The sequence below is a fragment of the Paenibacillus filicis genome, from assembly GCF_038070315.1.
GTDB lineage: Bacteria > Bacillota > Bacilli > Paenibacillales > NBRC-103111 > Paenibacillus_G > Paenibacillus_G filicis.
Genome location: NZ_JBBPCC010000002.1, coordinates 1 through 14,147 on the forward strand (window position 1 = coordinate 1; position 14,147 = coordinate 14,147).

A 14,147-nucleotide genomic window follows, 5' to 3' on the forward strand; every position below is an offset into this window, starting at 1 on the left:
TAGAGCTTACAAAATCTATAATGCCCCCGTATACCAAAACCCTCAAATCCTTGATACTACTGCTATTTTACCTTTTAATACAGGGTCAAATACTGCTCACGCTCCCAGGCGTGAACTTGCGTACGATAGATATCCCACTCGATCTCTTTCAGTTCCACGAAATGTGCCAACGCATGATCGCCCAGAGCGTCGCAGATGACATCGTCGCGAAGCAGCTCCTCGAGCGCTTGCTTCAGGTTCACAGGCAAGCTAGGGATGCCTTGCTCTTCGCGCTCTTCTTCGGACATCACATAGATGTTACGGTCCGTTGGAGGCGGCAGCTGCATTTTGTTCTTAATACCGTCCAGACCTGCTTTGAGCATTACAGCCAGGGCCAGGTAAGGATTAGCCGCAGGATCCGGGTTACGGACTTCTACGCGTGTGCTGAGGCCGCGGGAAGCCGGGATACGGATCATCGGGCTGCGGTTGCTAGCAGACCATGCCACGTAGCAAGGCGCTTCATAACCTGGTACCAGACGCTTGTACGAGTTAACCGTCGGATTCGTAATCGCTGCGAATGCACGAGCATGGCGCAGGATTCCGGCCATATATTGACGAGCGGTTACGCTCAGGCCGAGCTTGTCGTTTTCTTCATAGAAGGCGTTCTCGTTGCCGCGGAATAACGATTGGTGGGCATGCATCCCGGAGCCGTTGACACCGAACAGCGGCTTAGGCATGAACGTCGCATGAAGTCCATGCTGACGGGCAACCGTCTTCACCACGAGCTTGAAGGTTTGAATTTGGTCGGCAGCCTTGATCGCATCCGCATACTTGAAGTCGATCTCATGCTGGCCAGGAGCCACTTCGTGGTGGGACGCTTCGATTTCGAAGCCCATTTCTTCGAGCGTCAGTACGATTTCACGACGACAGTTCTCCCCGAGATCCGTAGGAGCCAGGTCGAAGTAACCGCCTTGGTCGTTCAGCTCTAGCGTAGGATTGCCCTTCTCGTCCGTCTTGAACAGGAAGAATTCCGGCTCAGGACCGACATTCATCGCCGTATAGCCCATTTCCTCGGCTTCCTTCAGCGCATTTTTGAGAATTCCGCGCGGATCGCCCGGGAACGGACGCCCGTCAGGCAGATAGATATCGCAGATCAGTCGGGCTACGCGATCTTCTGTAACCCACGGAAAGATGACCCAAGTAGATAAATCGGGATATAAGTACATATCGGATTCCTCGATGCGGACATAACCTTCGATGGAGGAACCGTCAAACATCATTTTATTGTCCAATGCTTTCTCAAGCTGACTTACCGGAATTTCTACATTCTTGATCGTACCCAGAAGATCCGTAAATTGCAGCCGAATGAAGCGAACGTTCTGTTCCTTGGCAATGCGTAGAATGTCTTCCTTGGTGTAGTTTTTATCTGTCACTGTGAATTCTCCTCCTTAAAATACGTACATGGCATCCAAAGCCGTTCCGATGCCGCCCTTGCAGGCGGCGCCAGTCCAACTCTCGTCCAGCTTTATTTCCTGAAAAACCGGGACAGCTCGCCTTGTATCAGCGATACGGAATTCGGACGTTTGCCCCCGCCTATCAGCTGCTGCTTGAGCATCTTATGAAGCTGGGAATCCGTAAGCTCGCGGCGCTTGACCTCAGACTGCTCGCTGACGACCGTAGCGTCCTCCGAATCCTTGTCGACCGGCAGCAGCACTTGCTTGATTCCGGCGATATTCACGCCCTTCTCGATCAAATCCTTGATCTCAAGCAGCCGCTCCACATCGTTGAATGAGTACAGACGCTGGTTGCCGCCTGTTCTTGCCGGTATGACCAACTCATGCTGCTCGTAATATCGGATTTGTCTGGCCGTCAAATCTGTCAGCTTCATCACGATACCGATTGGAAAAAGGGCCATATTTCTGCGGATATCATCACCCATGACTTTCACCCCTAACACAGGAAAAACCTTACTCTTATTGTAGCCTTGAACCGAAAAAGTGTCAAGTTGTGTTAGGTTCGTGAAATATGTAAGCTAAGATTACAGCAAATTACGGTCCTTCATATTCTGCAGTGCCGTCAATACGCCAAGCTTGCAATGGGCATAGGTTAACCCCCCCTGCATGTAGGCGATGTATGGCTCGCGGATAGGCGCATCCGCTGACAGCTCTAGGCTGCCCCCCTGAATAAACGTGCCGGCCGCCATAATGACGGGATGCTCATAGCCTGGCATATCCCATGGCTCGGGTACGACATGCGAATCGACGGCAGCCGCTTGCTGGATACCCTGCACGAACGCGATCAGATGCTCGGGTCCGGTAAATCGGATCGCCTGAATCAAGTCCGTCCGCGGATCATTCCACTTCGGATGAGTGACGAATCCCAGCTCCTCGAATAGCGCCGCAGCAAAAACCGAGCCCTTAACGGCTTGTCCAACGAGAGTTGGAGCGAGGAACAGCCCTTGAAACATAGCGCGCAGCGTCCCCAGCATAGCTCCGACTTCGCCGCCGATACCCGGCGCCGTAAGGCGATAGGAAGCCAGCTCGACAAGCTCCTTCTTCCCCGCAATATATCCGCCGGTGGAAGCCAATCCTCCGCCGGGATTCTTAATCAGCGACCCCGCGATCAGATCGGCCCCCGCCTCTGTCGGCTCCGTCAGCTCGGTAAACTCCCCGTAGCAGTTATCGACGAACACAATCAGGTCGGATTTGATCTCCTTGACGAAGCGAACCATCTCCCCAATCTGCTCCACCGTGAAAGAAGCCCGCCACGAATAGCCGCGCGAGCGCTGAATGCCGATAACTTTTGTCTCCGGCGTAATGCGTTCCGCGATAGCCTGCCAATCCGGAGAGCCGTCCTCCGATAGATCTACCTCGCCATACCGGATGCCCCAATCCTGCAGTGACCCTTGTCCGTCTCCCGGCTTGCCAATCACCTTGTGCAGCGTATCGTAAGGCCTTCCGGTAATCATCAGCAGCCCGTCGCCAGGACGCAATACGCCGAACAAGGCTGTGCCGATCGTATGCGTTCCCGAGACGAAATGCGGACGCACGAGCGCCGCCTCCGCCCCGAATACATCCGCGTAGACGAGGTCTAGGACCTCGCGCCCGCGGTCATTATAGCCATAGCCGGTAGAACCGGCAAAGTGATAGTCGCTAACCTTATGCTTCTGAAACGCCCGGATAACCTTCCATTGATTGCGGTCGACTGTCCGGTCGATGTCTTTCAACTTCCCATCAATGACCTGCTCAGCCCGTTCCATCTGGGCCAGCACCTGCTCGTTAAACATACTCTGACGTCTCTCCCTCGTTCTCCCCATGTATAAGCTGCGCAGAATCATACGCAGCTAGCAAGTAACCTAGTTTGTCATATTCCTTGTTATTAACCCTAACCTTAAACAGCATATCCCCGCCATCCACTTCATTCTCCAGCACTTCGCCCACCCGGTAGACGAGCGAGATCACATCGCCCTTCTCAGCCGGAATCCGGAACGTACGGCTGTCTCCCATCAGATGCCTTTCCAGCGCATCCAGAATACGCCCCAGATCCTGTTCGCTGTAGGCCGAGATCCTCAGAAATTCCCCCTCCGTGGTCAGCATCTCGCGTTGCTTGGGAGGCAGCAAGTCCGTTTTGTTAAATAGCGTAAGACGCTCCTTGCCATGTGCGCCCAGTTCCTCCAGTACCTCGTCAACGACATGCATCTGGACTTCCATCATCTCCGTAGAGCTGTCCACGACATGCAGAATGAAGTCCGCCTCATTGGCTTCTTCCAGTGTTGCACGAAAGGCAGCGACCAGATCATGCGGCAGATTCTGAATAAAACCAACGGTATCCGTCAATACGATTTCCATGCCTCCGGGCAGTTTAAGAGCGCGAGAGGTCGGATCGAGCGTAGCGAACAACTGATTCTCCACATAGACATCCGCCTGAGTAAGCTGACGCAGCAGCGTGGACTTCCCTGCATTCGTATAGCCGACCAGCGCTACCTGAAAGACGCCGGTCTTCTTGCGGCGTTCCCGGTGCAGCACCCGGTGGCGCACAACCTCCTGCAGCTGCCGCTTCAGCTCGCTGATCCTATCGCGGATATGACGGCGGTCGGTCTCCAGCTTCGTTTCCCCCGGTCCGCGGGTCCCGATGCCGCCGCCCAGCCTGGATAAATTTTTGCCCTGCCCGGACAGACGCGGCAATAGGTAGCTGAGCTGAGCCAGCTCCACCTGAATGATGCCCTCGCGCGTCTTGGCGCGGCCTGCGAAGATGTCCAGAATAAGCTGGGTGCGGTCAATGATCTTGACATCCAAAAACTGCTCGAGATTCCGCACCTGGGCACCCGACAGCTCCTGATCGAAGATCGCCGTGTTCGCGCCTAGTGCCTCCAGCTCATCCTTCAATTCCTGGGCTTTACCTTTGCCGATGAACCACTTGGAATCGGCATACTCCTTGTTCTGCGAGAGCGTTCCTAGCACTTCTACCCCTGCCGTTTCAGCAAGACGAATGAGCTCAGCCAGTGAATAATCGGGATCGTAGTTCTCCTCCCGTTTGAGCGACTGGGTCACCAGGCTAACCAGCACGGCCCGTGCCTGTTGATCCGGCGTTACTTCATGAACAGATGGCTTCATATGTATCTCGGGGTCTCCTTTGCCGGCTTGCGGTCCAGCTTCACATCCTCGGGCCGGATCATCATCAGATCCTGCCGGGACGGCTGCACGCCATTCATGCTGAGCAAGCGAACCGCATGATTGCGCATCGCCTTCTCGATCAGATTGCGCACGAACCGCGCGTTGCTGAACGCAATCTCCAGTTGGTTTTTTTCGTTCATGATTTGCTGACGTATCTTGAGTTCGGTCGTCGGACCCAGCGTGTACTCTCTCTCCTTCACCATCAGCTCCGCAATTTGCATCAGCTGGTCGACCGTATAGTCAGGAAAATCCAGCTGAATCGGGAACCGTGAAGGAAGACCAGGATTCGTCTGTAGGAACTGATCCATCTCATCCGAGTAACCCGCCAAGATCAGGATGAACTGATTCTTGTGATCCTCCATTGCTTTTACCAGTGTGTCGATGGCTTCTTTACCGAAATCTTTTTCCCCGCCGCGGGCCAAACTATACGCTTCATCGATAAATAAAATGCCGCCAATCGCCTTCTTCACCAGCTCACGCGTCTTGAGCGCCGTATGCCCGATATATTCCCCAACCAGGTCGGCTCTCTCCACCTCGATCAGATGACCCTTGGTCAGCACGCCCATCGTCTGGAACAGCTTCGCCACAATCCGGGCGACCGAGGTTTTCCCCGTACCAGGATTGCCCTTGAAAACCATATGGTAAACCTGGTGTCCGGCAGTCAATCCCACCTCAGCGCGAAGACCCGCAATACGCAGCAGCGCGTAGATTTCGAAGACAAGCTCCTTCACATGATCGAGGCCGACCATGCGGTCCAGGTCCTTCATAATCTCGCCAAAATGCCCCTGGTGGGAGAGCGGCTTGCCATGAAACAGACTTTCCGGGTCGGCAGCCAGAGCTGCCGCGGGTTCCGGACTGCGCAGCACGACATTGATCTGCCGTGCGTTCTTCGTAATCTGAATCTGATCCGATGGCTGTACACGTCCACTCATGCGTCACATCACCTCTTCTTTGGTGTTAATGTATACGCGCAAGCTGAGCGGATTGTGTCTGTTTTCTTTGTCTATTGTATCCTTCGTTCAGCTTTTTTTCAAAAGTCGCCCTGCAGCGCCGCCAGCACCTGCTCCAGGGACAACTCCTCCATCGACCCCAAGCGAAGATGATGCTCGCCGAAGGTCAGGAGCCCCGTGACCGCATTAGGCACGATGACGCAGTGCATGCCCGCGCGCATAGCAGCCAGCGCCCCATTGGGGGAATCCTCAAACGCAATCGCTTCATCCGGCTTGACGCCAAGCGCTTCGAGTGTCTTCAGATACAATTCCGGCTCCGGCTTGACCTGAGTGACGTCATCGCGGGTGCGAATTTCCTCGAACTCGGACAGCAGGCCGTATTTGTCCAGATAGCCGTGCACCCAGGAACGTGTGGAACTGGAAGCCAGACCGACCCGCAGGCCGAGACGCTTTGCCGTCTCCAGATACGCCCGGACACCAGGACGGATCTCTGCTTGAGCCATTCTTTCTTCATAATGGCTTCTGCGCTTCAGCCTAGCCGCCTCCCGGTCATAGGCACGGCCCAGCCTTTGCTCCAGGTCCGTATATGGATCGAACACACCCGGCGCCGTACCGATGCAGGAGCCCCATACGTCCAGCGTCAGCTCACGGCCATGCTCGCGGTACATCGCTTGAAAAGATTCAAACTCCGCGGATTCCGTATCCAGAATCAATCCGTCAAAATCAAAGACAACAGCGCGAATCAAATCCATCCCTCCCGGTATTGTAAATTCCCCTGCGTCCGAATCTTCCCATGAAAAAAGCTGCAGGGGGCACCGGCCTAACGCCAATGCTCTGCAGCCTTGTCCAATCGCTACGAGTCATCCCCGTAGGCATCGGCAGTCCGAAGCTCCATTCTACGAGCGCTTCTCGTCCTTCTTCTCTTCCTCTTTGTCCCCCGACGTCAAACCACGGGTAGATTCCTTGAACTCCGACAGCGTGCGGCCGACAGCGCGACCTAGCTCCGGAAGCTTGGATGGACCGAACAGCAGCAGCACGACGACCAGAATAAGTAGCAGTCCACCGATTCCTATGTTAAATGGCATTAAGCTCACCCCTTTTCTGGAAGTACGTCTTTGTATGCATTATACCACAAATTAACGCAAATGACAGGCGGACATCATGAGAGCGTTTCTTCATCCAACAGTTCGCGTCCGAGCGCAAGCTGCAGCTTGTCCCACTCCCACTTGATCATAGCGAGCGTTTCCCGGCTTCGGTGCCATGACATCACCAGCACGTTGGAGTCCATGGGCGCTGCTACTGGATGGCTATAGCCGAGATACCGGGCGATATCCAAGGCGCGCACCGCATGATACCGGTGCGTGATGATAGCCGCCGTGGTCCAGCCTTTCTGCTGCATGATCGCCTGACTGAACTTCAGATTCTGGTAGGTATTGCGCGAGCGCTGCTCCAGCTCGATCTGTCCGGCAGGAATGCCGCGCTCCACCAAGTAATTGCGCATCCCCTCGGCCTCCGACAGCACCGAGTCTTCGTGGTCATACCCCCCGCTAACGATGATTCGGGTGAGAATGCCGGACCGGTACAGCTCGACCGCCTTGTTCAGCCTCTCCTTCAAAGCCGGACTTGGCTCCGTCTGCCACAGTGCAGCACCCAGCACGATACCGACATCAACAGGCGAATGAGCCTGATCAGGGAGGGTCGCCATTCTCCACTGTATCATGCCCACCCAGAAAGCCGGCAGCAGAATCGCCAGAGCCACCCATCGCCAAGTCCGTCCCGCCAAGCTATAGCGCCGGCCGCTTCCCTTAGTTTTCATGATACTGCTCCTGTCTCCTATCGAAAAGGTTCGGTTTCAGAGAGGAAGCGACCCACTGTCTGGAATAATTCCGGCGCGTCAGGCTCAAAGCACAGCATGTGCCGGGACCTTGGGAAGTAAACGAGCTCCTTGTCCCCTTGCAGCCGATTATATATGTAGCGCGCGCTGCGGGGATGAACAATCTGATCCCGCTGCCCCTGGGCAATCAGAGTCGGTACATCCACTCTGCCCAGCTCCTGCTTCCTTGCATACTGCGCCAGCTTCATAAATTGAAGAGCCGCAGGCAGCGGAACTCGCTTGATACGGCCCCAATGCTCCCAATCCTTCACCCGCACCCGCTCCGCAAGATCACGGATAAGACGCATCGGACTGAAATAAATAGCTGCCGCATTCAGCATCACGAGCCGCCGGACCGGCAGCCGGTTAGCCACATATGCGGACAGAAGGCCACCCATCGAGAAGCCTATGACATCAATCGTGTCAAAGAGTCTGCTCATCTCATAAGCTTCGCCTGCCGCCGCATCCAGCCATTCTCTCCAGCTTACACGGCCTAGGCCCAGCAGCTCCGGGTCATGGCCCGGGAGCAGCGGTACCCGGCATTCATACCCCTGACTGCGCAAATATTCCGCCAAAGGCTCGACTTCAAATGGACCGCCTGTAAAGCCATGCAGCAGCAAGATGCCCCGTTGCTTCACAATCCCGTCCTCTCCTTTCCAATAGACGATGCATCCTATGGATTCGTTCCACTCGGGCAATGTTCATGAAATAGCTGAAAGCAGCGCGACAAAACTCACGCTGCTTTCCTGATTGCTTACTTTTCCGTAATCGTGATGGATTGGATCACGATCTTTTCCTTCGGCTTGCTCGGCACTTTCTCGGCACCAGCCTCAACCGGCGTCGCGGCGATTTTCTGAATCGTGTCCATGCCCTCCGTCACCTTGCCGAAGATGGTGTAGTTCGGGGTTTTGTTCAGGTTCTTGCTGTCTTCTCCCGTACAAATAAAGAATTGGCTGCCGTTCGTATTCGGACCGCTGTTCGCCATCGCGACTGTGCCCGGCTCGTACTTGCGCGTCGTTTTGAGCTCATCCTCGAACTTGTAGCCGGGACCGCCCGTACCATTGCCTTTGGGATCTCCCGTCTGAATCATGAACGATTGGATGATCCGGTGGAAGGTTACATCGTTATAGAAGCCTTCCTTGGCTAAGAACACAAAGTTATTAACCGTCTTCGGAGCTTCCTTCGGGTACAATTCGATCGTGAACGTCCCTTGGGATGTCGTAACGGCCGCCTTATAGGTTTTGGCAGCATCAATGGTCATCGGCGGAGGAGAGGACCAGCTCTTGGTCTTCCCTTGCTCCGTCTGACCTCCTTGCGTCGGCGCGCCTTTACCTGCACTGGCATTGGCTGAATCCGCAGGAGCTGGCTTGGAGCCGCAGCCTGCCAGCATGCCGGCAAGCAGCAGGGAAGATAGTGCGAGTCCTACAGTGGTTCGGACGAGTTTACTTTTCATCGTTGTCTTCATCTCCATCTACATCATGTTGGTTGCTTTTGGCAAGATTATACTACAGTTGCCTCTCAGAATAAAATCAGCTGCCAACGGCATGGGCACTGCTTCGTCCAAGTGGTGAATTATCTGGGCTGGATCTGATTCCCGGTAGGCTGCTGAACGTCGGCGGGAGAGTTGGAGACTGGGTTATTGGTGCCTGAGCCATTCCCTGCGCCCGCTCCATTCCCGCTGCTTGCACCGGTGCCTGCTCCGTTCCCGCTGCCTGCACCAGTGCCAGTGCCTGCTCCGTTCCCGCTGCCTGCACCAGTGCCAGTGCCTGCTCCGTTCCCGCCACCTGCACCACCAGTGCCTGCGCCCGCTTCGTTCCCGGTGCCAGCACCATTTCCTGTGCCCACTCCGTTCCCGCTGCCGGCGCCATTCCCGGTTCCAGCTCCGTTCCCGCTGCCTGCGCCATTTCCTGTGCCCGCTCCGTTCCCGCTGCCCGCACCATTTCCTGTGCCCGTTCCGTTCCCGCTACCGGCACCATTGCCGGTTCCAGTTCCGTTCCCGTTGCCAGCACCGTTTCCTGTGCCCACTCCGTTCCCGCTACCCGCTCCATTTCCTGTACCGGTTCCATGACCATTGCCTGCGCCATTTCCATTTCCATTTCCTACACCATGACCGTTGCCCGGCCCGTTCCCATTGCCGCCTTCAGGCACCTGACCGCCATTGCCCGGCTGCCCGTTTCCTGGATGCTGTCCGCCCGGCACACCCGGGCCCATAGTTCCGTTCTCGCTACCTGGCACACCCGGCCCGCCTGGATTAACGGAATCTCCCACTGTCACGCTGACGACATTAGAGCGCGCTCCTGTCACATTGGTTTCCGTATTCACCGGCACCACGACATACGAATACGTGTCCGGCGTAATGGCGCTACGGTCTTCGACCTGGGTGGCCGCCGTCGAGATGAGCGGTTCAGACGGGAAGTCCTGAGATTTACTGTCCTTGCGGAATACCTGATAGGTGGTCCCTTCACCGACTGCGGTCCAGCTGAGCTTCACCTTATGCTCAGCGGCTGCATATTCACCCGTTAGGTCGCTGACCGTCTTCGGCGGCTCCTTGAGATCCTGGACGCCATCCGGCTTGACGAAGCTCGTCATCGGCTTCTTGGCCAGCGCCTTCTGCATCACTTCCTTGAATATCGCGGCTGGAGCGCCGCTGCTCATCGATACATAATGCTTGGCATCCGTCTTATCAAAGCCCATCCAGACGGCAGCCGTCCACTCCGGCGTGTAGCCGACAAACCATAGATCCCGGTTGTACTTCTCGAGGCCCTTCAGCTCAAGCTGCGTCGAACCCGTCTTGCCCGCCACCGGCCGCTCGAACTTGGCTGCCGTTCCCGTTCCGCCCGGCTCCAGCACCGTTTGCAGCATCTGAGTCATGTTCCATGCTGTCTTGGGGCTCCACACATTGACCTTCTCCGGCTTCACCTCTACCCGAACACCACTATCATCGGTGATCTTATTGATCGCATGCGCCTTCACCATCGTTCCGTTGTTCGGGAACGCAGCGTAAGCTTGAGCCATCTGCAGCGTTGTGACGCCGGTGGTCATGCCACCCAGTGCAATCGCCAGGTTATTGTCTTTGGTATCGAATGGAATCCCTAGCTTACTAGCATAAGACTTTGCCTTCGTAATCCCAATATCGTTTAACACCTCAACAGCAGGAATATTAGCCGACCGCTTAATCGCATCGATCATCGTCACTTCGCCCCGGTACACCCCGTCCCAGTTGCTAGGGGAATACCCGTTGAAGGAACGCTTCTCATCCTTGAGTCGGGAATACGGCGTATATTTCCCCAACTCGAGAGCCGGCGCATAGGAGATCAGCGGCTTGAAGGATGAGCCAGGCTGCCTCGGCTGCATCACGGCACGGTTCAGTCCCCGGATCTGGTAATCGCGCCCGCCGATCATCGCCACGATGCCGCCGTCCTTGTTATTCACGATAACCATGCTGCTCTGCATCTTCTGCGAAGGCCCATCCTTCTGGAAAAACTTAGGATTCGCATACGTTTGTTGCATGATCGATTGGGCATTCGGATCGAGATTGGTGTAAATCTTGTACCCGCCACGCAGCAGCGCATCCTCGTCCAGACCATGCATTTCCTGCGCTTCCCGCAGCACATAGTCGATGTAAGTTTGATACTGCTCCTGTGACCCTGTATTCGGAGGACTGTATTCCTTCTCGGCCGCCTCTGCTCTCTGTTGTTCCGTAATATAGCCTTGATCGGCCATCAGGCGTAGCACGACCGCACGCCGTTCCTTGGACTTCTCGGGGTTATTGATCGGATTGTACGTATTAGGCCCCTTCGGCATCGCAGCCAACGTGGCAACCTGCCAAATATCCAGCTGTTTCAGGTCTCCCTGATTGAAGTAGGCCTTAGAAGCCGCCTTAATCCCGTACACTCGATTCCCGAAATAAATGCGGTTCAGATAATACTCCAATATCTTATCCTTGGAGTTATATTTCTCCAGCGCCATCGCGATGGCCATCTCCGTTCCCTTACGGAAGAACGTTTTGTCCGAGCTGAGGAAGACGTTCTTGGCCAACTGTTGCGTAATTGTGCTCCCGCCCTCCACCATGCTCCGGGCCACGACGTCCTTCACCAGCGCGCGCCCGATGCCTAGGAGGTCCACACCCGTATGCTCCTTGAACCGCTTATCCTCGGTGGCGATAAATGCGTTTTTGACCAAATCCGGAATATCCTTCTGATCTACGTTTTCCCGGTTCTCGACCTTAAGGTTGCCGATTTCATCCCCATTAATATCAAAGATGAGCGACGCCTCGCTGAAATCAAGCTTATTGATATTCGCGTTGTAAATATTTTCCCCGTTCACGATAACGAAGATATAGACGCCCATCGCACATAAAGCCGCCAGGCCGCCTGTCATAAACAAAGCCAGCAATACCTTGCCGATGCTTGTTTTTTTCTTCTTTTTCTTGCCTCCGCTCCCGCCTTTGGAGGTGGACGTTGAAGCTTTTTTCTTCGGCGCTTGGCCTGGTGTCTGCTTGCCTGGTCCCGTCATGCCCCGTCTCCCTTTCTGTATCTGTTTGACTGGAAATGAACCTCATGCCTTGTCAACTCAAACGAAGAGCAACCCAGCACGGGTTGCTCTTCGTGGGTTCTATGAAAATAGACGCGATCTGTTTGCAAAATGTTGCTGATGCTTCCCTGATAAATGACTTATTCGCCGGCGTTCTCTTGCTGCTGCATCAACGATACGGCCCGTTGCGGCGTGAAAGTCGATATCGCGTGCTTGTAAACCATTTGCTGGCGCCCTTCGCTATCGATGATAATCGTGAAATTATCGAAGGCCCGAATCACTCCGCGAATCTGGAACCCGTTGGTTAAATAAACGGTGACCGGAATGCTCTCCTTGCGCAATTGGTTTAAAAATGTGTCCTGAATGTTAATCGACTTGTTCATGAATGGGCCCCCTCGGTAATTGTTAACGGTCCAGATTAAGTTTAGTTGCTATTATACCATGAACGGCACGCAACTGGGTAGAAAAATCTCCCATTTCGCTCATGTCCACCCAATCGATATCCTTCATGTGGCGGAACCAGGACAGCTGCCTTTTGGCGAAATGACGGGTATTTTTTTTCAAAAGATCGGTTGCTTCCGCAAGTGTCAGACGGCCCTCCAGGTGAGCTACGATTTCCTTGTAGCCAAGTCCCTGCATGGAAAGCGCGGAAGGATCCACGCCCTGCTCCAGCAGCCTTCCGACCTCCCCGACCAGGCCCTGCTCCAGCATGAGATCAATACGTTCTTCAATACGTTTATATAGTATTGCTCTATCCATTGTCAACCCGACGATGCACAAGCGGTAGGGCGTCGTCCGATTCTGACGCTGCAGCTGCTCGGACATCCGCTCTCCCGTCATGTGGTAAATTTCCAGCGCGCGAATCACCCGGCGTACATCGTTCGGATGCAGACGGTCTGCGGATCCGGGATCAACCGTACGCAGCCGTTCATGCAGCACCTCGTTGCCTTGCAGATCGGCGATCCGCTGCATCTCCTCGCGGAAGGGCTCATCCGATCCGGTTTCGCTGAACTGGAAATCATAACATACTGACTCGATATACAATCCCGTCCCCCCGACAATGAAAGGCAGCTTGCCCTGCTCGTTGAGATCGTGGATCAGGGGTACGCTGCGCTCTTGGAATTCCGCGACGGAAAACGGTTCATTCGGATCATGAATATCAATCAGATGATGCTTGACAAGCGAAAGCTCTTCGCTTGACGCCTTAGCTGTTCCGATGTCCATACCCCGGTACACCTGCATGGAATCGCCGGAAATGATCTCCGCGTTATACTGCTGAGCCAGCGTCAAGCTCAGCCTCGTCTTGCCCACAGCCGTCGGACCCACGAGCACCAGCAGCCTGGGTCTTGACGGCTCTCCTGCTACGAACATCGTATCACTCCATAAGCTATTTTTGTCGAAGGACGGCGTTCCACCGTGAACCCGAGCCTTTCGAATTCCTGGCTGTCCCGGTGCTCCTTCAACACCACCGCACGTGCGGCTACCCGCTTCGCCTCATGTATCGCTTCCTCAGATAAAGCCCGATCGTCAGCGATTCCGCGAATGGCCCGAATCGACGCCGATTCCGTAATCGGCTTGCGGAACATCGGGTCGAAGTACACGATATCGAAGCTGTCGTCAGGCTGCTTCCGCAGAAACTCGAGATGATCCACAGTCCGCACATCGATTCTCCGCATCGCCTCATTGAGTCCTGGGACATCGGAATGATAGGTCTTCGTACCCTGAGTCAGCAGGAAGCCTGGGACCGGCGCGCTCTCCAGCGCCACCACGGCTCCTTCCGCTCCGACGGCGTAAGAGAAGACGAGAGCATCAGACCCTAAACCCGCCGTACAGTCAACGACGCGGTCCCCAGGCGAGATGCCGCAGAGCTCAAGCACAGGGTCATGCTCTCCCTTCAGCAGCCGTTTCACGCGGATACTGGCTGTGCTCGGGTGAAAGAACAGCGGCTGCCGTCCGGCATGATGGTACTCCAGACGCTCCTTGGTAATAATTAATAAATCCTCGTCGCCGAATCGTTCGCGCAGTTGGGCCAGTGTCATCTGTCTCCGCTGCAGGCAGCGTCCGCCGAACTGCGCAGCCAAGACGCGTGCCTGCTCCAACTGTGCACCGTTCGGGTCGTAGGAGGTTGTGACGAACAAA

General features: G+C 55.3%; 14 protein-coding genes. All 14 read right to left on the minus strand.

The window, feature by feature from the left end; translation table 11 throughout:
• Positions 1-74: 74 nt before the first annotated feature.
• Positions 75-1,412, minus strand: a complete 1,338-nt coding sequence (gene glnA, locus WMW72_RS03860; RefSeq protein ID WP_341414105.1) for a type I glutamate--ammonia ligase — start codon at positions 1,410-1,412, stop codon at positions 75-77.
• Positions 1,413-1,504: 92 nt separating this feature from the next.
• Positions 1,505-1,918 carry a MerR family transcriptional regulator gene (locus WMW72_RS03865; protein WP_341414106.1) on the minus strand — a complete coding sequence of 138 codons (414 nt, stop codon included), beginning with the start codon at positions 1,916-1,918 and terminating at the stop codon, positions 1,505-1,507.
• Positions 1,919-2,017: 99 nt separating this feature from the next.
• The gene (locus WMW72_RS03870) at positions 2,018-3,265 is read right to left on the minus strand and encodes a methionine gamma-lyase family protein (RefSeq protein WP_341414107.1); all 1,248 of its coding nucleotides are present in this window, start codon (positions 3,263-3,265) and stop codon (positions 2,018-2,020) included.
• Positions 3,258-4,592 carry a GTPase HflX gene (gene hflX / locus WMW72_RS03875; protein WP_341414108.1) on the minus strand — a complete coding sequence of 445 codons (1,335 nt, stop codon included), beginning with the start codon at positions 4,590-4,592 and terminating at the stop codon, positions 3,258-3,260. The genes WMW72_RS03870 and hflX overlap by 8 nt, the downstream gene beginning before the upstream one ends.
• The gene (locus tag WMW72_RS03880) at positions 4,589-5,584 is read right to left on the minus strand and encodes an AAA family ATPase (protein WP_341414109.1); all 996 of its coding nucleotides are present in this window, start codon (positions 5,582-5,584) and stop codon (positions 4,589-4,591) included. Before WMW72_RS03880 ends, hflX begins: the two co-directional genes overlap by 4 nt.
• A gap of 98 nt (positions 5,585-5,682) precedes the next feature.
• Entirely contained in the window at positions 5,683-6,348 is a 666-nt protein-coding gene (locus WMW72_RS03885) for an HAD family hydrolase (RefSeq protein ID WP_341414110.1), read from the minus strand.
• Positions 6,349-6,498: 150 nt separating this feature from the next.
• Positions 6,499-6,687 carry a twin-arginine translocase TatA/TatE family subunit gene (tatA, locus tag WMW72_RS03890; RefSeq protein ID WP_341414111.1) on the minus strand — a complete coding sequence of 63 codons (189 nt, stop codon included), beginning with the start codon at positions 6,685-6,687 and terminating at the stop codon, positions 6,499-6,501.
• Positions 6,688-6,761: 74 nt separating this feature from the next.
• Positions 6,762-7,418: a YdcF family protein gene (locus WMW72_RS03895; protein WP_341414112.1), complete on the minus strand. Its 657-nt coding sequence runs from the start codon at positions 7,416-7,418 to the stop codon at positions 6,762-6,764.
• Positions 7,419-7,435: 17 nt separating this feature from the next.
• The gene (locus WMW72_RS03900) at positions 7,436-8,113 is read right to left on the minus strand and encodes an alpha/beta hydrolase (RefSeq protein ID WP_341414113.1); all 678 of its coding nucleotides are present in this window, start codon (positions 8,111-8,113) and stop codon (positions 7,436-7,438) included.
• A 116-nt stretch (positions 8,114-8,229) separates the two neighbouring features.
• Positions 8,230-8,928 carry a peptidylprolyl isomerase gene (locus WMW72_RS03905; protein ID WP_341414114.1) on the minus strand — a complete coding sequence of 233 codons (699 nt, stop codon included), beginning with the start codon at positions 8,926-8,928 and terminating at the stop codon, positions 8,230-8,232.
• Positions 8,929-9,047: 119 nt separating this feature from the next.
• Complete coding sequence (locus WMW72_RS03910; RefSeq protein WP_341414115.1) at positions 9,048-11,990, minus strand: transglycosylase domain-containing protein; 2,943 nt, start codon at positions 11,988-11,990, stop codon at positions 9,048-9,050.
• A 158-nt stretch (positions 11,991-12,148) separates the two neighbouring features.
• Entirely contained in the window at positions 12,149-12,391 is a 243-nt protein-coding gene (gene hfq / locus WMW72_RS03915) for an RNA chaperone Hfq (RefSeq protein WP_341414116.1), read from the minus strand.
• Positions 12,392-12,413: 22 nt separating this feature from the next.
• A complete protein-coding gene (gene miaA / locus WMW72_RS03920; protein ID WP_341414117.1) occupies positions 12,414-13,379 on the minus strand; it encodes a tRNA (adenosine(37)-N6)-dimethylallyltransferase MiaA in 966 nt (321 codons plus the stop codon).
• A complete protein-coding gene (locus tag WMW72_RS03925; protein ID WP_341414118.1) occupies positions 13,370-14,146 on the minus strand; it encodes a class I SAM-dependent methyltransferase in 777 nt (258 codons plus the stop codon). Before WMW72_RS03925 ends, miaA begins: the two co-directional genes overlap by 10 nt.
• Position 14,147: the final 1 nt, after the last annotated feature.